The sequence below is a fragment of the Kriegella aquimaris genome, assembly GCF_900103215.1.
In the GTDB taxonomy this organism is placed as follows: domain Bacteria; phylum Bacteroidota; class Bacteroidia; order Flavobacteriales; family Flavobacteriaceae; genus Kriegella; species Kriegella aquimaris.
On sequence record NZ_FNGV01000008.1, the window covers coordinates 57,962 to 76,107 of the forward strand.

General features: G+C 41.1%; 18 protein-coding genes and 1 tRNA gene. 16 read left to right on the forward strand and 3 right to left on the reverse strand.

Going from position 1 to position 18,146, the window contains the following annotated elements; genetic code table 11:
* The first annotated feature begins 17 nt into the window (after window positions 1–17).
* From BLS33_RS15440 to BLS33_RS15480, 9 genes are all read left to right on the forward strand, one after another.
* Complete coding sequence (locus tag BLS33_RS15440; RefSeq protein ID WP_089891324.1) at window positions 18–1,268, forward strand: amidohydrolase/deacetylase family metallohydrolase; 1,251 nt, start codon at window positions 18–20, stop codon at window positions 1,266–1,268.
* A 65-nt stretch (window positions 1,269–1,333) separates the two neighbouring features.
* Window positions 1,334–1,813, forward strand: a complete 480-nt coding sequence (locus BLS33_RS15445; protein WP_089891864.1) for a RidA family protein — start codon at window positions 1,334–1,336, stop codon at window positions 1,811–1,813.
* A gap of 21 nt (window positions 1,814–1,834) precedes the next feature.
* Complete coding sequence (locus tag BLS33_RS15450; RefSeq protein WP_176801409.1) at window positions 1,835–3,049, forward strand: aminotransferase class V-fold PLP-dependent enzyme; 1,215 nt, start codon at window positions 1,835–1,837, stop codon at window positions 3,047–3,049.
* A 26-nt stretch (window positions 3,050–3,075) separates the two neighbouring features.
* Window positions 3,076–3,657, forward strand: a complete 582-nt coding sequence (locus BLS33_RS15455) for a RidA family protein (protein ID WP_089891327.1) — start codon at window positions 3,076–3,078, stop codon at window positions 3,655–3,657.
* A gap of 41 nt (window positions 3,658–3,698) precedes the next feature.
* Complete coding sequence (locus BLS33_RS15460) at window positions 3,699–4,709, forward strand: TRAP transporter substrate-binding protein (protein ID WP_089891331.1); 1,011 nt, start codon at window positions 3,699–3,701, stop codon at window positions 4,707–4,709.
* A complete protein-coding gene (locus BLS33_RS15465; RefSeq protein ID WP_089891334.1) occupies window positions 4,699–5,163 on the forward strand; it encodes a TRAP transporter small permease in 465 nt (154 codons plus the stop codon). Before BLS33_RS15460 ends, BLS33_RS15465 begins: the two co-directional genes overlap by 11 nt.
* Window positions 5,160–6,434, forward strand: a complete 1,275-nt coding sequence (locus BLS33_RS15470; protein ID WP_089891338.1) for a TRAP transporter large permease — start codon at window positions 5,160–5,162, stop codon at window positions 6,432–6,434. Before BLS33_RS15465 ends, BLS33_RS15470 begins: the two co-directional genes overlap by 4 nt.
* 55 nt (window positions 6,435–6,489) lie before the next feature.
* A complete protein-coding gene (locus tag BLS33_RS15475; protein ID WP_089891341.1) occupies window positions 6,490–7,320 on the forward strand; it encodes an alpha/beta hydrolase in 831 nt (276 codons plus the stop codon).
* 305 nt (window positions 7,321–7,625) lie between these two features.
* Window positions 7,626–7,697, forward strand: a tRNA-Arg gene (locus BLS33_RS15480).
* A 62-nt stretch (window positions 7,698–7,759) separates the two neighbouring features.
* Here BLS33_RS15480 and BLS33_RS15485 read toward each other — a convergent pair.
* Complete coding sequence (locus BLS33_RS15485; protein WP_089891344.1) at window positions 7,760–8,482, reverse strand: hypothetical protein; 723 nt, start codon at window positions 8,480–8,482, stop codon at window positions 7,760–7,762.
* A 444-nt stretch (window positions 8,483–8,926) separates the two neighbouring features.
* Between BLS33_RS15485 and BLS33_RS15495 the strand changes: the two genes are divergently transcribed.
* The 6 genes from BLS33_RS15495 (at window position 8,927) to rimK (ending at window position 15,742) form a co-directional block, all read left to right on the forward strand.
* A complete protein-coding gene (locus BLS33_RS15495) occupies window positions 8,927–10,378 on the forward strand; it encodes an arginine decarboxylase (RefSeq protein WP_089891351.1) in 1,452 nt (483 codons plus the stop codon).
* 116 nt (window positions 10,379–10,494) lie between these two features.
* Window positions 10,495–11,436 carry an agmatinase gene (gene speB / locus BLS33_RS15500; RefSeq protein ID WP_089891354.1) on the forward strand — a complete coding sequence of 314 codons (942 nt, stop codon included), beginning with the start codon at window positions 10,495–10,497 and terminating at the stop codon, window positions 11,434–11,436.
* Window positions 11,423–12,400 carry a deoxyhypusine synthase family protein gene (locus tag BLS33_RS15505; protein ID WP_089891358.1) on the forward strand — a complete coding sequence of 326 codons (978 nt, stop codon included), beginning with the start codon at window positions 11,423–11,425 and terminating at the stop codon, window positions 12,398–12,400. The genes speB and BLS33_RS15505 overlap by 14 nt, the downstream gene beginning before the upstream one ends.
* Window positions 12,401–12,407: 7 nt before the next feature.
* Window positions 12,408–12,713, forward strand: coding sequence for a hypothetical protein (locus BLS33_RS15510; protein WP_089891361.1), 306 nt, complete (start codon window positions 12,408–12,410; stop codon window positions 12,711–12,713).
* Window positions 12,714–12,841: 128 nt separating this feature from the next.
* On the forward strand, window positions 12,842–14,368 hold the full coding sequence (locus tag BLS33_RS15515; RefSeq protein ID WP_089891367.1) for a carbon-nitrogen hydrolase family protein: 1,527 nt from the start codon (window positions 12,842–12,844) through the stop codon (window positions 14,366–14,368).
* Between the two features lie 3 nt (window positions 14,369–14,371).
* On the forward strand, window positions 14,372–15,742 hold the full coding sequence (gene rimK / locus BLS33_RS15520; RefSeq protein WP_089891370.1) for a 30S ribosomal protein S6--L-glutamate ligase: 1,371 nt from the start codon (window positions 14,372–14,374) through the stop codon (window positions 15,740–15,742).
* 89 nt (window positions 15,743–15,831) lie between these two features.
* Here the strand turns inward: rimK and BLS33_RS15525 are convergent, their stop codons facing one another.
* On the reverse strand, window positions 15,832–16,773 hold the full coding sequence (locus tag BLS33_RS15525; protein ID WP_089891373.1) for an NAD-dependent epimerase/dehydratase family protein: 942 nt from the start codon (window positions 16,771–16,773) through the stop codon (window positions 15,832–15,834).
* A gap of 64 nt (window positions 16,774–16,837) precedes the next feature.
* Here BLS33_RS15525 and BLS33_RS15530 point away from each other — a divergent pair, with 64 nt between their 5' ends.
* Complete coding sequence (locus BLS33_RS15530; RefSeq protein ID WP_089891376.1) at window positions 16,838–17,332, forward strand: hypothetical protein; 495 nt, start codon at window positions 16,838–16,840, stop codon at window positions 17,330–17,332.
* 73 nt (window positions 17,333–17,405) lie between these two features.
* Here the strand turns inward: BLS33_RS15530 and BLS33_RS15535 are convergent, their stop codons facing one another.
* Complete coding sequence (locus BLS33_RS15535) at window positions 17,406–18,110, reverse strand: hypothetical protein (RefSeq protein ID WP_089891379.1); 705 nt, start codon at window positions 18,108–18,110, stop codon at window positions 17,406–17,408.
* Window positions 18,111–18,146 lie beyond the last annotated feature (36 nt).

An 18,146-nucleotide genomic window follows, 5' to 3' on the forward strand; every position in this document is an offset into this window, starting at 1 on the left:
ACCGTTAAAGAACTACTATGAAAACATGTAAGAGACATTGGCTGGTAACAATCCTATGTTTGTTTATAGGACTATCAGGCTTGACTGCTCAAAATTTTGATATTTTGATTAAAGGGGGCAAAGTTGTTGACGCCAAAAACGGCATTGACAAAGTTATGGATGTTGCCATAAAAGATGGCAAAATCGCAAAAGTGGATGTAAATATTCCTCAAAATCAAGCAGCGAAGGTCATTGATGCCAAAGGACTGTTCGTAAGTCCCGGTTTGATCGACATCCACAGTCACAATTTTCATGGAACCGAACCAGATGCCTATCTCAGCAATAGTTTTACCGCCCTACCACCCGATGGTTTTAGTTTTCGAAGTGGCGTAACGACAATCGTCGATGTCGGTGGTGCAGGATGGCGAAATTTTAGAATTTTTAAAGAACAGACAATTGACCGATCGAAGACGAGGGTACTCTCCTTTTTGAATATTGTAGGTTCGGGTATGAAAGGGGGGGCAATAGAGCAAAATATCGATGATATGAGCCCCAAACTTACGGCTATTGTCGCTAAACAGCACCCTGGAGTTATTGTGGGCGTAAAGCTGGCGCATTATAGTGGATTTGATTGGACACCAACCGAAAGGGCGGTCGAAGCAGGGCGGTTGGCCGACATCCCCGTAATGATTGACTTTGGAGGCAGTGATCCAGAATTATCCATCGAAAAACTGTTTATGGAAAAATTGCGACCAGGCGATATTTTTACGCATACCTATGCCCATGTAAATGGTCGAATTCCAGTGGTTGATGAACAAGGTAAGGTTCGTGATTTCGTTTTTGCCGCTCAAAAAAGAGGGATTATTTTCGATGTAGGACATGGCGGTGGTAGCTTTGTTTTTGAACAGGCCGTACCAGCACTGCAACAAGGGTTTAAGCCAAACTCGATCAGCACCGACCTGCACACGGGGAGCATGAACGGGGGCATGAAAGATATCATTAATATCATGTCGAAATTCGTAAATATGAACATGCCCGTGAATGAAATTATTGCCACCGTTACTTGGAATCCGGCACAAATCATAAAACGCACCGATTTGGGGCATCTTTCTGTCGGCGCCGTTGCCGATGTTACTTTGCTAAATCTTAGGGACGGTGATTTTGGGTATATCGATACCCAAGGAAAAAAATTGAAAGGCGATAAAAGATTGGAATGTGAAATGACCATTCGCGACGGTAAAGTGGTCTATGACCTGAATGGTAGAGGCGCGCCAGTTTGGAACGAATAGGCTAGAGCGATTTGAAGCTTTTGGATTTAAATGAAATTAATTATAACATAAAAAAGAATACGGAGATGAAAAACAAGACAACTACAAGAAGAGCATCATTCAAACAAATAGGAATGGGCCTGGCGGCATTGTTCGGTGTTGGTGCGGCCAATGCAATGGGTAAAAATGAAAAGAAACCTAAGAAAGAGGTGGTGGGCGACATTGTTATGGACCAAGACATTCCCTTGTTCTCAGGTGCCGTCAAACACGGCAATACACTTTATATCGCCGGAAAGGGTGCACACGTAGAACCCTATGAAATTAAAGCGCATACAGAAATTGTGCTGCAAGAACTTCAAAAAGAATTGGAGCGCAATGGCTCTTCCATGGAAAAAGTAATGAAAGTAAATGTCTACTTGGCCGATTTGGGCGATTACAAAGGCATGAACGAGGTGTTCAGGGGTAGGTTTGGAAAAAATCCACCTGTCAGAACAACAGTGGCGACCTATGGCGGGGTGCCGGGTAATTCATTGGTTGAAATGGACTGTATTGCTTCTTTAGATTAATAATGGCTAAAATCGGAACTTATGAGTAGTAGAAGAAAAGTATTGAAGACGTTATCGGCCCTTCCCTTGGTTGGAGGAATATTGGGTCCGAGTATGTTAACGGCAAAGGCCGTTGAGACCACGATTGCCAAGCCGATCGCGCGTGATTTTTTTAAAGAGCTTGGTGTCCGTACGTTTATCAATGCGGCAGGCACTTATACTTCGATGACCGGTTCTTTAATGCGCAAAGAAGTTACCGAGGCCATAAATTATGGAGCCACCGAATATGTAAACCTCGACGAGTTGCACGACAAGGTTGGTGAACGTATCGCCCAGCTTTTAGAGTGTGAGTATGCCACCGTATCCTCGGGTGCCTTTGGCGCCATGACGATTGGGCTTGCTGGTGTTATTTGTGGCATGGATACTGAAAAAGTGGCCCAGCTTCCTGATACAACAGGGCTTAAAAACGAAGTAATCGTACAAGAGGCCCACGATATTGGGTACACCCACGCACTTCTTAATACCGGTGCTAAATTGGTACAGGTAAAAACGGCAAAAGAGCTCGAAAAGGCAATCAATAAGAATACGGCAATGCTTTGGTTTTTAAATGCCAATACCGACATGGGCGAAATAGATCGCGAAGCATTTGTGGCCTTGGGTAAAAAACATGGTATTCCTACATTTATCGATTGCGCTGCGGACGTTCCGCCCGTAGATAATCTTTTTAAATTCACCAAAATGGGATTTGATCTCGTTGCCTTTTCTGGAGGAAAAGGAATCAGGGGACCTCAAAGTGCCGGACTCCTTCTAGGGAAAAGGAAATATATCGAGGCGGCTCGCTTACATACCCCACCTCGCGGAACCACCATTGCCCGTGGAATGAAAGTTAACAAAGAGGAAGTATTGGGTATGTTGGCAGCTCTGGAAGTGTACTTGGCAAAAGATCATAAAGAAGAATGGGAACTTTGGGAGAATCAGATCAAATTAATCAGTGATAGTGCACTTTCGGTAAAAGGTGTGGAGACGGAAATTCATGTGCCGCCACATGCGAACCATGTTCCGAGTTTACGTATTAAATGGGACGAAAGCGTAGTCAAGATTACAAAAGATGAAATGCGGAAACGGTTACGGGATGGCCATCCTTCGATAGAAACGGTAGGAGGCAAGGAAGAGGTGGGTATTACCACTTGGATGATGGAACCTGGCCAAGAACGCACCGTGGCCCAACGGGTCAAAGAAGTGCTGGCGAATGCCTGATAACGCGAATATAAAACAACTTTTCTATGAGGATTACTTTTTTTGGATTACTGCTTATTGCCTTTATTTCCTGTAAAACGGAACCTGAACATACTGATAAGTCGAACAGCAAAAGCACGGCAATTGAAGCTGCTGATATAAATTATAATCCCGAGGGCAACTTAAAAGAGCTGGGCATCACATTAAGTACACCTTCTGCACCGGTTGCCAATTATGTCAATGCGGTTCGAACGGGAAACCTGATTTTTTTATCCGGGAAGGGTCCACTACAGGCCAATGGTGAAAATATTACGGGAAAGATCGGTGCTGAACTGACCATAGAACAGGGGTATGAGGCCGCAAAGGTGACGGCTATCAATCAACTATCGGTATTAAAGGCTGAATTAGGTAATTTGAATAAAGTAAAACGGGTTGTCAAGGTTTTGGGTATGGTGAATGCCGAGCCCGACTTTACCGACCACCCCAAAGTTATAAATGGTTTTTCAGATACGATGGTGGCTGTCTTTGGCGAAAAGGGTAAACATGCCCGTGCAGCGGTAGGTATGGGGTCTTTGCCTGGGAATATTGCCGTAGAAATCGAGATGATCGTTGAGGTCTACGGAAATTGATTATATTTGGTTTTCACGCTAGAAATGCGCCGTTAACCACCATGAGTATCAGTATAAAGACCAAACATACTACGCGGAGACTCTGTCACCTGATTTTACTTTTCTTGGTCCTGAGCGGTTGCAGCCCAAAGGAAGAACCCGAATTTTTATTACGAACGGCACTGCTGGTCAATGAAGACCATACTTGGTTCAAAGCTTTTGTCTATTTTGGTGGAATCTTGGAAGAACGCTCCGACGGGCGTATTAAGGTTGAAATCTATCCTTCGGAACAATTGGCCAAGGAAATTGAGGCCATTCGTCTGATACAGGCAGAAGTAATCGATATGACGACCACAGGGTCTACATTGACCAATTGGTTCGAGGCAGCCACTTTTTGTGAACTCCCCTTTTTGATGCAAGACTCTACCGATATGAATCGTTATATAAATGGTCCGGTCGGAAAATTGATGGAGGATGAAATGATAAAAAAAGCAGGGCTTCGGGCTCTGGGGCATTTTGAACGAGGGCCAAGACATTTGACTTCCAACAGACCAATACGTCATCCCGATGATTTAAAAGGACTGATTATAAGAGTGCCCAACGTGCCGGCATTTGTGACCACATGGAGCGCTTTAGGTGCAAAACCGACCCCTATGGCATTTTCCGAAGTTTTCACATCGCTGCAACAAGGCACGATCCAGGCACAGGAAAATCCGTTTGCGATGATCAATAACGCAGGTTTCTCCGAGGTGCAAAAATACCTGAATTTGACAGGGCATGTTATAAGTTGGGTGTACCCCGTAGTAGGAGAAAAACAATTCCAAAAATTACCCCCAGACCTTCAGGAAATATTTCTACAGGCAGGTAAAGAAATGCAGGCCTATGAACATCGCCTTTTTTTAGAAAATGAAAAGAGTGTACAAAATGAATTAAAGGCCGACGGAATGCAATTTATCGAGGTGGATAAGGAAGCTTTTGCAAAAAAATGTGAACAGGCCATTTACGATAGTCTTTCCCCAGAAATGCAGAAGATTTACGACGAACTGAAACAAGAAAAAGACGATGCTATATAAAGCAATAGGGCGTCTACTAAAAATTGGCACACTCTTAAGTACATGGGGGTTAATGGCAACGGTTTTGCTTCAGATTTTTTGCCGTTTTTCGCCCTTTGATACACCGTCATGGACAGAAGAAGCCTCCCGGCTTTTCTTTATTTATGCCATGTCTTTTGCGGCTGGTCTGGCCATGAAGAATGACTTTTATGTGCATCTTGATATGTTCTATAATCGCTTTCCTGCACGGTTCAAGAAAATTTTGAATCTTGGTATTCCTGTAATTTCGCTGCTTCTTTTTTTGATTATGGCCTTTTATTCCATAAAATTCATAGTCTTGGGAATTCCCGAAAAATCACCTAGTATGGGTTTCAATATGGGCGTAGCATTCTGTAGTATGTTTATTATGTCAGCATCTATAAGTTATTATCTCTGGAGAAAAATCCATAAAATATACAAATCCACAAAAGTATGATTTGGATACTCGTAATCGTTTTTGTGCTGTGTCTGGTGCTTCGGTTTCCGATTGCTTTTGCTTTGGGACTGTCCTGTTTGAGTTATTTGATTGCAAAGGGAGTCCCGCTTATAATTGTTCCGATGAAGATGTACTCAGGCATCGATGTTTTTGTACTGTTGAGTGTGCCGGGATTCATTATGGCGGGTAACTTGATGAACCAAGGGGGGTTGACCGAAAAAATAATTAAGTTCTGCAACCATCTTTTGGGACACATTCGCGGCGGACTTTCATTGGTGAATATCGGGGCTTCGATGCTTTTCGCAGGAATTTCCGGAACGGCAATTTCCGATACGGCCAGTATGGGGTCGATAATGATACCTGCAATGAAAAAGGAAGGTTATGACACTGGTTTTTCATGTGCGGTCACCGCCGCTAGCTCTACCGTAGGGCCAATAATACCGCCAAGTGTGCCGATGATTATTGCGGCAACGTTGAGCGGTCTGTCGGTGGGGAAATTGTTTTTGGCAGGTGCACTTCCAGGGTTGTTACTGGGTATTGGTCTTTTATTCACCGCCTATTTTATTTCTAAGAAAAAGAATTATCCCAAACATGCGCGTAGTAGTTTAAAAGAGGTTGCCCGTGGTTTTGTCGATACCTTTTGGTCGCTTTTGATGACCTTTATCATCCTTTATGGAATTATCGGAGGTATTTTCACGCCGACGGAAGCTTCGATTATAGCTGTAGTTTATGCCTTGGTAATCGGTAAATTCGTTTATAAAAAATTGAATTACAAAAACATACAGGTCATTTTGCTCGATAGCATGAAGACTTCCGCTTCGTTAATGGTTTTGGTTGGTTTTGCAAACCTCTTCGGTTACATTCTGATTACAGAGCAAATTCCGCAAAGCATATCCAACGAAATTTTGGGTTTTACCGATAACAAGTATGTCGTCTTGTTGCTCATCAACTTGTTATTAATCGTAGTAGGCACATTTATGGAGACCATAGCAGCCCTACTTATTTTGTTCCCTATTTTGCTGAAAGTGGCGCTTGCCGTTGATGTTGATCCTATTCACTTTGCGGTAATCGCGGTCTTGAATTTAATAATTGGACTGACCACTCCACCGGTCGGTGTTTGTCTTTTTGTCGCCTCAAGTATTGGAAAGATATCGATTGGAGAAGTTAGTAAGGCCGGCCTTCCCTTTTTGCTCGTTAGTTTTTTGGTGTTGATTTTGGTAACCTTATTCCCTTGGTTTTCACTGGCACTGCCAAATCTATTTATAGATTGACCTCAGAAAGTAACCAAGTTTCTTAAATACAGACCAACCGAATAAATAAAATGTTATGAATAAAATCACCCTAGTTCTTCTCATATTGGTTTTGGGAATTACCCGCATAAACGCCCAAAGTGATACATATGTTCTCGAGGAAGACATCCCGTATTACGAGACCAATGTTAGCAATTCGGATGCGTACATCAAAGAGCGGTGCAAGTTAGATGTATACTATCCTAAAGAAGCAGAAGGTTTGGCAACGGTTGTTTGGTTTCATGGTGGTGGCTTGGAAAGTGGTGAAAAACACATTCCTGATGGGTTGAAAAACAAGGGGGTAATCGTTGTAACAGTGAATTATCGCATGCATCCAAAAGTGAAACATCCGGTCTATATCGAAGATGCTGCCGCTGCGGTTTCATGGACGTTTAAGAATATCGCCAAATATAAGGGAGATCCGAAAAAAATATTTATAAGCGGGCATTCGGCTGGGGGCTACCTTGCAAGTATGGTCGGGTTGGACAAGACTTATCTGGAAAAATTTGATATCGATACCGATGAAATAGCCGGCTTAATTCCTTTTAGTGGCCACACCATTACCCATTTTACTATTCGAAAAGAAATGGGAATTAGGGGCACACAGCCTATAATCGATAAATTTGCCCCGCTTTTTCACGTACGTAAAGACGCTCCGTCCATGCTGCTGATTACCGGAAATCGCGAACTCGAAATGTTGGGTCGGTACGAAGAGAATGCCTATTTCTACAGAATGATGAAAGTGGTCGATCACCCCGATATTGAATTGATGGAGCTAGATGGATACGGGCATAATATGGTATACCCTGCTGTTCCGTTGTTGTTGGATTTTGTTAAACGAAAGACCGTTGCACTAGTACCAAAATAAAACTGTTCTTCGCTTTATACCTTCTCTCATATCATAAAAACCTGGTAAAGGGAAGGCTTGCAGAAAGTTAGATTACGATGAAGGCAATAGTTTCTCCCGTGATTCCTCCTTGTTTTCAGGAATGTTAGAGCGGGTAATTTTTCGATATAGCACTTCTCCAAATTACTTTTACTAGATACAAATAAGAATTATTTTGAATGTTGATTTTGAAAGTTTTAGAATAACAGGTTGATCTGGCCGAAATAACTTGCCATTGTCTTTTAAGACTGTCAAAAAAAACTTTATTTTTGCCGTCTTGATATTTTGGCCTCGTAGTTCAATGGATAGAATAGAAGTTTCCTAAACTTTAGATGCAAGTTCGATTCTTGCCGAGGTCACTTTTTAAGGTTAAGATGCAACCTCCGCTGCAAATTTTTTAGTTTTGTTCACTGTTCACTGTTCACTGTCTTCTCGCCCAAATCTCGTACATCGGTTCGCCTTTACTGTTCTTGCCTTTGTGATGCCAATCCATGTCTTTCAGTTGATAATTGAATTTTAAGGTTGCGCCTACCCGTGAATTATCTTTAGAGAAATATGCTATTGTTTCGGTATATAGGCCGTTTTTTGAAGTGAAGCTACCACCACCGGTACCAGAAAACTCAAAGGTTTCGGTATTATAAGCTATCCACTGAAAATGCCCATCCATCAGAAATTTTAAAGTCTTTCTAGGGCTTTCCTCTCCCCTTCGCTCTTGGCCCTTGTCGGGTCCACGTGTCGCAAAAAGCCATTGTCCATCCAAATCCTGCGCGATTTTCGCAGCTGGTTCGAAGACCAGTCCGTCCGCGGTTCGTAGCACCAAGCTACTTTCTTTCATCGTATAGGGCAATGCCAATTCGGTACTACCATTTGTTTCATAGTCCGAGTTGAATTCCAGACTCACTTTTAAGATATCGTTTTTAGAGGTGTAGAACCCACCAAGCGTTTTTATGAAATTAGCAGGATTGGTGGTGTAGGACGTATATACAAAATAATTGCTGTTCACCTTTATTTCATGATGTATCGTTTGTCCATCGCTTTCTTGTTCAGTGTGGTAGACACCTGGTGAGATCTGAGCTTTTACCTCTGTTGCTAAGGTTAGAAAACAAAAAAAAAGAAAACCGGATACTAATTTTATAGATTTCATAGCTATGATTTTACACTTCCAAAATAGGAATTAAATAATTTATAATCAATAGATTGTGTTAAAATTTAATGCTGATGGTGCCAGTTTCTTGGTTCTGTCTATTAAGCTTCTTTAAAATTTTTTATAAATCCTTTTTTTTTCACTTTTTTTCTTTTCATTTGTTATAGTTTTTAGTTGAACAACATGCATTTTGTTTTTGTATTTGAACAGCGGGAATTTAGTTCTATTTTTTCCGCAGCTACTTACCTGATCGGAGGCCGAAATTTTAGGCCTACTTCGGTAGCTTCCGCTATTAAGCGAAGCCAACGCATGAATTTTTTTGTTCCGAACACGGAGAAGAAAATTTTGATTTGAATTTTGAAGTCCAATACCTTTTCGACGAACGTATAAGAAGCATTGCATTTTTACGTATCGCATTTATAGATTTTTCACAAAACCACTTTAATGAATACCAAATACATAGATTTAATAGATCAGACCTATTTTTTTCCGCAAGAGGAGTTTAACTTGAACGAGGGAAACCTGCAGTTTCACGGTATTCCACTTGCCGAACTTACGGCCAAGTATGGCAGTCCTTTGAAGTTTACTTATTTACCAAGAATTTCCCAAAACGTGGCCAGAGCAAAAAACTGGTTTGAGAATGCATTAAGAAAGCATAATTACAAGGGAAAATACCAATATTGTTATTGTACTAAAAGTTCACATTTTCAGCATATTCTTCACGAGGCTTTAAAAAATGATATTCATATAGAAACGTCGTCGGCATTCGATATAGATATCGTAGAGCAATTAAAGCGCGATGGGAAGATAAAAGATGATACCTATGTAATCTGTAACGGATTTAAAAGGGCGCAGTATATTGAAAATATAGCAAGGTTGATCAATGAAGGTCACCAAAACTGTATACCCGTTGTCGACAATTACGAAGAAATCAATCTACTTTGTGAGGCCATCGATGATTCGTTTAAAGTGGGAATTAGAATAGCTTCTGAAGAAGAACCGAAGTTTGAATTCTATACCTCGCGATTAGGTATCGGATATAAAAATATTGTTCCGTTCTATGAAGACCAAATCAAGAACAATGAACAGATAGAATTGAAAATGCTCCATTTTTTTATCAATACGGGTATTCGTGATAATGCCTATTATTGGAATGAATTGGTTAAATGTCTCAAAGTATATGTGCGGTTAAAGAAAATTTGTCCGTCATTGGACAGTTTGAATATCGGCGGTGGCTTTCCCATAAAAAATTCGCTAGTTTTCGAATATGATTATCAATATATGGTCGATGAAATCATCAATCAAATTGTTTTGGCCTGTTCGGAAGCAGATGTTCCCGTACCCCATATTTTTACCGAGTTTGGTACTTTTACGGTAGGCGAGAGTGGTGGTGCCATCTATGAAGTGCTTTACCAAAAGCAGCAGAACGATCGTGAAAAGTGGAATATGATAGATTCTTCATTTATCACTACCCTTCCCGATACTTGGGCAATCAACAAGCGGTTTATATTGTTGCCTATCAACCGATGGAATGAAGAATATGAAAGAGTGCTTTTAGGAGGCTTGACTTGCGATAGTGATGATTATTACAATAGTGAACAGAATAGAAACGCGATATACCTTCCAAAATACAAAAAAGAAAAACCGCTTTATATTGGCTTTTTCAACACGGGAGCCTATCAAGAGAACATAGGCGGTTATGGGGGATTACAGCATTGCCTGATTCCGCAACCAAAGCATGTTCTAATCGACCGGGATGAAAACGGTAACCTGACCTATGAACTATTCAGCGAGCAACAGAAATCGGAAAAAATGCTGGAAATTTTAGGATATTCTAAGAAAGATAAAACAAACAATACCAAGATGGAGACGATTGATGCGGCTGAAGAAAATTAAAAAAAAGTTATTTTGCTTCTTTCTTAAGCGGTTATGATTAGATATTCATCGGAATATGTAAATTCAAACAAATAAACAATTTATTGAAAAACAGTATAATAACAAATATTTAGACCATGAGCACAAAAAAGAATTACGCCGGCATACCCGACGAGTTCGCACAACTAGAAGAGGCCAAAATCGTCTTGATCCCCGTACCATATGATGGCACTAGTACATGGGGCAAGGGTGCAGATAAAGGTCCGCAAGCTTTTCTTGAAGCTTCTGAAAACATGGAGCTCTATGACATTGAAACCGATTCGGAGGTTTATGAACAGGGTATTTATTTGGCCGAACCCATTACAGAAAACAGTTCTCCCGAGGCAGTGGTAAATGCGGTTCACAAAACCACTAAGGAGTATATTAAACGCAATAAGTTTGTGACGCTATTTGGCGGTGAACACTCTATTTCTATAGGTACGATTCGAGCTTTTAACGAGTGCTTCGACAATCTTACCGTTTTGCAAATAGACGCACATGCCGATTTGAGACAAACTTACGAAGGCAGCGAATATAATCACGCTTGTGCCGTGCACGAAGCAAGCCAGAATACCAATCTCGTACAGGTGGGTATTCGCAGTATGGATGCCATTGAGAAGACCTTTATGGACGAAGAAAAAATGTTCTTTGCCCATGATATGGTAAACGATGAATATTGGATGGACAAGGTTATTGAAGCGATGACCGACAATGTATTGATAACATTTGATTTAGATGCCCTTGACCCCTCTATCATGCCATCAACAGGTACGCCAGAACCGGGAGGATTGTTCTGGTATGAGACGTTGGAGTTCTTGAAAAGGGTTTTTGAAGAGCGAAACGTTGTTGGCTTTGATATAGTAGAACTATGTCCTACGGCTAACGATAAATCTTCCGATTTTTTGGCAGCCAAATTGTTTTACAAAATGTTAAGTTATAAATTTAGTGACGAAGCCGTCGATGATGAATATGACAATACCTTTGACATCGATTATAAATCGGGGGGTAACAATTTAAAATTCAAGAATGACGACGAATAAGGGAGCGATTTCCAATTTTATTGAGAAGTATTATTTACATTTCAATGCAGCCGCCTTGGTCGATGCAGCAAAGGGGTACGAGGCGCAGTTAGAGGCTGGTGCTAAAATGCTGGTTTCTTTGGCGGGTGCGATGAGTACGGCCGAGTTGGGCAAAATATTTGCTGATATCATACGTGAAGACAAGGTGCAGATAGTTTCTTGTACAGGAGCCAATCTTGAAGAAGATATTATGAACCTTGTAGCGCATAGCCATTACAAAAGGGTGCCCAACTATCGGGATCTGACCCCTCAAGATGAATGGGAGTTATTGGAAAAAGGCCTAAATAGGGTGACCGATACCTGCATACCTGAAGAGGAGGCTTTTCGAAGGTTGCAAGAGCATATTTTTAAAATTTGGAAAGATGCCGAAGATGCCGGTGAACGGTATTTTCCACATGAGTTTATGTACAAGATGTTGCTTTCGGGCGTTTTGGAAGAACATTATGAAATCGACCTAAGGGATTCTTGGATGTATGCGGCGGCAGAAAAAAATCTACCTATTGTCTGCCCAGGTTGGGAAGACAGTACTATGGGTAATATTTTTGCAAGCTACGTCTTAAAGGGGCAACTTAAGGCAAGTACCATGAAATCGGGTATTGAATATATGACGTTTTTGGCTGACTGGTATACTGCCAATTCCCAAAAGGGTATTGGATTCTTTCAGATTGGAGGCGGTATTGCAGGTGATTTTCCTATTTGTGTAGTGCCAATGCTCTACCAAGATATGGAGCGAACCGATACTCCGTTCTGGAGCTATTTTTGTCAAATAAGCGATAGTACCACAAGTTACGGATCGTACTCGGGTGCCGTTCCCAATGAGAAAATTACATGGGGGAAGCTCGATATCGACACTCCGAAATATATTATAGAAAGTGATGCAACTATTGTTGCACCTCTTATTTTTGCTTATCTTTTAAACCAATAACTGCCCTATGGACAATCTAAAACGTGTAATCGTTGATTTTAAAAAACTGACACCGGAAGTGCTAAAACTACTGGTAGAACGTTACCCTGATGGGTATGATGACCGCAATATCATTACCTTCAAAAATGCCCAGGGAGAGCGCATTGAGGCTGTTGAGGTATTGACAGAAGATACCAAATATTTGGTCAAAATAAGCGCCAAGTTGGAGTATACTATGGAGAATTATGATGAAGACGATTATGAAGATTTCGAGGATGATGATCCAGAAGCTGTTCCAGACCCAGAGTTGTCTGAGGAAGATGATGAAGACTAACCCAATTTTCTTCAACTTTTTAGTTCTTAAGTAAAGGTTGGCCGACTTTTATATTTTACGCGACGCTAGTATTAAAGTTAAGCAACTTGAATGCTCATTAAAACGAGGGTTCAAATAATCCTTTTCCAATGAAAATTGAAGATATAGAAAATATTGAATTGAAGTTTTTAGATCTTGATGACTATCAAGAATTAAAAACGGCAATGATATCGGCATATACAAATATGCCAGGGGCCTATTGGAAAGAGGAGCATATCAAATCATTGATCGACAAATTTCACGAAGGACAGGTGGTCATTAAGGTTAATGGCGAATTGGCCGGGGTCGCACTTTCCATTATCGTCGATTACAACACATTTGATGATAATCACACCTATCAAGATATTACCGGAAATTACTCTTTTAATACCCACAATGACGAAGGAGACGTATTGTACGGTATAGAGGTATTCATTAAGCCGCAGTTCCGTGGGTTGCGTTTGGGTCGTAGATTGTATGACTATAGAAAGGAACTATGTGAAAAACTCAACCTGAAAAGTATCGTTTTTGGTGGTCGAATGCCTACTTACCATAAATATTCGAGTGAATTGACGCCAAAGGAGTACATCGCGAAAGTTCGTAGAAAGGAAATTCAAGATCCTGTGCTGAACTTTCAGATTAGCAACGATTTTCACCCCGCTAAAGTAATGAAAGGGTATCTAGAAGGTGATGCGGCATCAAATGATTTCGCCATCTTAATGGAATGGGACAACATCTATTATCAAAGGCCCTCTAAAAAGGCAGCTACCAAAAAAAAGATTATTCGCTTAGGGCTCATACAATGGCAAATGCGACCTTACAAAGATTTGGAAGAACTATTGCAGCAAGCGGAATTTTTTATCGATGCCGTATCTGGGTACCGTTCCGATTTTGCACTTTTCCCTGAGTTTTTTAATGCACCTTTGATGGCAAAAGATAACCATTTGTCTACGCCAGAAGCTATTCGAGAGCTGGCAAAGCATACGGAAGCCATCGTACAAAAATTTTCGGAGTTTTCTATTTCGTATAATATCAATATCATCACGGGTAGTATGCCCGAAATAAGAGACGGGCGATTATACAATGTAGGGTATTTGTGTCGCCGTGATGGTAGTATGGAGCGCTATGAGAAATTGCATGTTACTCCCGATGAAGCCAAAGTGTGGGGCATGCAGGGCGGTACTCAATTAAAGGCCTTCGATACCGATTGTGGAAAAATAGGGGTGCTGATATGTTATGATTCCGAGTTTCCCGAATTAAGCCGAATTTTGGCCGATGAAGGTATGGACATCCTTTTTGTTCCTTTTTTGACCGATACGCAAAACGGATATTCCAGGGTGCGTAACTGTGCACAGGCAAGGGCAATCGAAAATGAATGTTATGTGGCTATTGCCGGTAGCGTGGGCAATTTGCCAAATGTGCAGAATATGGATATTCAATTTGCCCAATCTGTGGTGTTTACCCCATGTGATTTTTCATTCCCTACCAACGGAATCAAAGCAGAGGCTACTGCGAATGCAGAAATGATACTGATTGCCGATGTTGATATTGATCTGCTTCGCGAACTCAATAAATTTGGAGCGGTGAGGAACTTGAATGACAGAAGAAAAGATATTTTTGAATTAAAGAAAAAATAACAATTGAAAGAACTTGAACTGATAGGAAGCGAAGAGTGGTGTGTGTTTAAAGACTTAGGAATTCCTGCGATAAAGGCCCGAATAGATTCCGGTGCCAAAACCTCGTCAATACAAGCAACAAATATAAAAATACATTCCAAAGAGGCTCAAGAATGGGTGAAATTCGATGTGAATCCGTTACAGGAAAACCGAAGCATCGCCATTCCATGTGAGGCAAAATTGGTCGATAGAAGAATGGTCAAAAGTTCTTCCGGAATCTCAGAAGAACGCCTGGTGGTGAAGACCCCTGTTACTTTGGGCGATTCCGTTTTTGAGATCGAACTTACCTTGGCAAACAGGGATACCATGGAGTTCCGAATGTTACTGGGTAGAGAGGCAATTAACGAACGCTACCTTGTCAACCCGGCGGAAACCTATAAAATCCAAGATTTTAGTGAAGAGCAAATCAATAAGAAATATGCTCCTTATTTTAAGGAGAAAACAGGACTGAAAATAGCCCTTTTGGCGAGTAATCCTGAACTGTACAGCAACAAAAGACTGATGGAGGCGGCTGTAGCACGCGGGCACGAAATCGTGTTTTTGAATGTGGAATTGGCTTATATGAAGCTCGATGCGCATTCTCCCGAAATTCGATATAGAGGTGGCAATATCTTAAAAGAATTTGATGCCATTATCCCTAGAATAAAACCATCGGTCACCTTCTATGGCTGTGCCCTTATTCGACAATTTGATAATCTGGGCGCATATTGTCAAAACTCGGCCGAGGCCATCACGCAGTCTCGCGATAAACTGTTTGCTTCGCAATTATTTTCGAAGAACGATATTCATATTCCCATTACCGGTTTTGCAAAATCACCCATGGATACCAAAGACCTTATCAAAATGGTCAACGGTGCACCTTTGATTATAAAATTATTGGAAAGTACCCAAGGTAAGGGCGTGGTATTGGCTGAAACCAATAAAGCGGCGGAAAGTGTGATCAATGCTTTTAAAAGTGTACAGACCAATATCTTGGTGCAAGAATTTATCAAGGAAGCCAACGGGCAAGATATTCGCTGTTTCGTGGTTAATGGCAAAGTAGTAGCTTCCATGCAACGTCAGGCGGCCAAGGGTGAATTCAGGGCGAACATACACCAGGGAGGTACAGCTTCGATAATACGGATAACGCCAGAAGAAAAAAAATTAGCTATAAAAGCGGCAAAAGTGTTGAATCTAGCCGTGGCTGGGGTCGATATCATACGGTCGAACAAAGGGCCACTTTTACTAGAGGTGAATTCTTCCCCAGGTCTTGAAGGCATAGAAAATGCTACTGGAAAAGATATAGCAAATTCCATGATTATGGCTATCGAAAGGAAACTGAAGTTTCGAATGTAGTGGTTTCTGGCGGTAATGAGGATGTGCAAAATATAATTTCCTTAAAACCCGCCACTGAAGGGTCATAAAATTGAGAATAGCGAGCGAGGTTAATGTTTTAAATTCCGCAACATCTCATTTGTCGTTTTCTCCAAATCAAATTCTGCTTTCCATCCCCAATCAGCTTTTGCTTCTGTATCATCGATACTGTTGGGCCAAGAATCGGCGATGCGCTGTCGAAAATCGGGATTATAAGTAATGGTAAAATCAGGGATGCTTTGTTTAATACTACGTGCAATTTGGTCGGGGGTAAAACTCATGGCCGCCAAGTTATAAGATGACCTTTCCTTAATGTTTGTGATATCGGTTTTCATAATGGCCATCGTAGCACGAATAGCATCGTCCATAAACATCATTGGTAAATTGGTGTCTTCCTTTAAGAAACAGGTGTATTCACCATCTGATAAGGCCTTGTGATATATTTCTACGGCGTAGTCGGTAGTTCCGCCTCCGGGCATCGTCTTCCAGCTTATGAGCCCTGGATAACGTATGCTTCGCACATCTACGCCATATTTGTGATGGTAATAATTGCACCAGCGTTCCCCCGATTGCTTACTGATGCCGTACACGGTACTAGGCTCCATAATGGTATGTTGGGGTGTGTTCATTTTTGGCGTATTCGGACCAAAAACAGCGATGCTAGAGGGCCAAAATATGGAAGATATCTTTTTGTCCTTGGCCAAGTTCAATACATTAAAAAGAGAATTCATATTTAAATTCCAGGCCCTCATAGGGAATTTTTCAGCAGTTGCACTTAACATGGCGGCCATAAGGTATACTTCGTCTATTTCATAGTAGGCGACAATTTCCTCCAAAGCATCATAATCGGTGGCATCTAAAATTTCAAAGGGACCGGAATCCATTAAATTCTCGCCTCCTTCACGAATATCACTGGCAATGACTTGGTCATTACTATATTCTTGCCGTAAAGCCAGAGTCAATTCGGTACCTATTTGTCCGCAAGCACCCAAAATAAGAATATTCTTTTGCATTAAAATCGAGTTAAATCCTTTAGCCTTCAAAGATACCGTTTATTAAAATTTGTACATTCGCCCTATGGGTAAATTATTCATTTCATGCGCCATTTTGTTTTTGTTTTCTTCCTGTAAAGAGAATAAGGGACCATTGGTTGTCGAAGACAATACTAATTCGATTATCGCGACTGCAAGTTGGCCAAAGAAAGCCGTTATCAATGCAAAGGCTACTGACATTATAAAAGATTGGCCAAAGTTTTCGGCGATGGACACTGCCTTCGACGCACTGTACACAGTGGAAAATCCTGAAGATGTAAAGTTGGTTATCGAAAATCTTATTGAGAACCAAAAGCTTCTGGAAGCTTCGAAATATCCTGAGGTATTCGATGTTCCACAGATAAAAAGTCGTCAGAAAGTCTTTAAAACCTATATTTTGAAGATAAAGGGCAACCTAGAATATCGTTTAGATGTAGAAGAGCCGGTATTGGAAATGATTACCGCCTACAATGCCCTGCGCAATCAGTTTAATGTCATTGTAAACAATACGCTCGACACCAAGTTGATACTTGAGGAATAGGGGGTAATCCCAAAGCATTTCTTTCCTCTTTTTGTCAAAAAAAGGTGAAACGTGCTAACTTTTCTGGTTATTATTATTTCTCACCCTCTGGGGCTGGTGGCGGATTTTTTCTTGACTCCAATGCCTGCTTACTTAGACTGGCAAGATTAAAGCTAGGGTCAATTTTAAGCGCTTCATCAATAAGTGCAATCGCTGCATCTACATTTTCTTTGTCCGCATTGAAGGCTACTAGTGCCTTAAGATGTAAAAAAGCAGCCTTAAGAGAAACTTCGTAAGGTTGTTGTCGTTCGTAAAAGGCATATTTCATATCGTCTTTGGCGTTGGCGATGCCATATTCGATATTTGTAGAAGCCCCGGTATTATCACCCGTCTGTATCTTTAAATCTGCCAACTCATAAGCCAAATATGGACTGGGCGTTCTTTTGTTCAAAATTTCGAACTGCTCTAACGCACGTTTGGGTTGATTGATCGCTTTTAGCGAAATCGCCTTAACCTGTACCGCCAAATCGGAGTCTGCTTCGTCTTTTTCGACCCCTATGGTATTGAGGGCCTGCATATGTTTGTTGTTATTGGCATAAATATAGGCCAAAGTGTCTTTGCGCTCTTTTGAAGGTGAAAGCACATTAAGATGGGTAAGGGCACTGATTACACCGTTCATATCACCCTGTAAACGCATTTCTTTATAAAAAGCTTCGTAGTGTTTTTGCAATTCACTTGTGCTCTGGCCAACTCCTATAAAACCTGCCATTAATAATAATACGGATACTGTTCTCTTCATCACTGTTGAATTTTGGTGCGCTAAACTAATAAAATA

Excerpts from the sequence above, each read along its gene's own strand:
- BLS33_RS15460 (WP_089891331.1), top strand. The coding sequence starts at position 3,699 with ATGAGTATCAGTATAAAGACCAAACATACTACGCGGAGACTCTGTCAC.
- BLS33_RS15440 (WP_089891324.1), top strand. The coding sequence starts at position 18 with ATGAAAACATGTAAGAGACATTGGCTGGTAACAATCCTATGTTTGTTT.
- BLS33_RS15470 (WP_089891338.1), top strand. The coding sequence starts at position 5,160 with ATGATTTGGATACTCGTAATCGTTTTTGTGCTGTGTCTGGTGCTTCGG.
- BLS33_RS15445 (WP_089891864.1), top strand. The coding sequence starts at position 1,334 with ATGAAAAACAAGACAACTACAAGAAGAGCATCATTCAAACAAATAGGA.
- BLS33_RS15450 (WP_176801409.1), top strand. The coding sequence starts at position 1,835 with ATGAGTAGTAGAAGAAAAGTATTGAAGACGTTATCGGCCCTTCCCTTG.
- BLS33_RS15535 (WP_089891379.1), bottom strand. The coding sequence starts at position 18,110 with ATGAAGAGAACAGTATCCGTATTATTATTAATGGCAGGTTTTATAGGA.
- BLS33_RS15475 (WP_089891341.1), top strand. The coding sequence starts at position 6,490 with ATGAATAAAATCACCCTAGTTCTTCTCATATTGGTTTTGGGAATTACC.
- BLS33_RS15465 (WP_089891334.1), top strand. The coding sequence starts at position 4,699 with ATGCTATATAAAGCAATAGGGCGTCTACTAAAAATTGGCACACTCTTA.
- BLS33_RS15510 (WP_089891361.1), top strand. The coding sequence starts at position 12,408 with ATGGACAATCTAAAACGTGTAATCGTTGATTTTAAAAAACTGACACCG.
- speB (WP_089891354.1), top strand. The coding sequence starts at position 10,495 with ATGAGCACAAAAAAGAATTACGCCGGCATACCCGACGAGTTCGCACAA.
- BLS33_RS15525 (WP_089891373.1), bottom strand. The coding sequence starts at position 16,773 with ATGCAAAAGAATATTCTTATTTTGGGTGCTTGCGGACAAATAGGTACC.
- BLS33_RS15455 (WP_089891327.1), top strand. The coding sequence starts at position 3,076 with ATGAGGATTACTTTTTTTGGATTACTGCTTATTGCCTTTATTTCCTGT.
- BLS33_RS15530 (WP_089891376.1), top strand. The coding sequence starts at position 16,838 with ATGGGTAAATTATTCATTTCATGCGCCATTTTGTTTTTGTTTTCTTCC.
- BLS33_RS15505 (WP_089891358.1), top strand. The coding sequence starts at position 11,423 with ATGACGACGAATAAGGGAGCGATTTCCAATTTTATTGAGAAGTATTAT.
- BLS33_RS15515 (WP_089891367.1), top strand. The coding sequence starts at position 12,842 with ATGAAAATTGAAGATATAGAAAATATTGAATTGAAGTTTTTAGATCTT.
- BLS33_RS15485 (WP_089891344.1), bottom strand. The coding sequence starts at position 8,482 with ATGAAATCTATAAAATTAGTATCCGGTTTTCTTTTTTTTTGTTTTCTA.
- BLS33_RS15495 (WP_089891351.1), top strand. The coding sequence starts at position 8,927 with ATGAATACCAAATACATAGATTTAATAGATCAGACCTATTTTTTTCCG.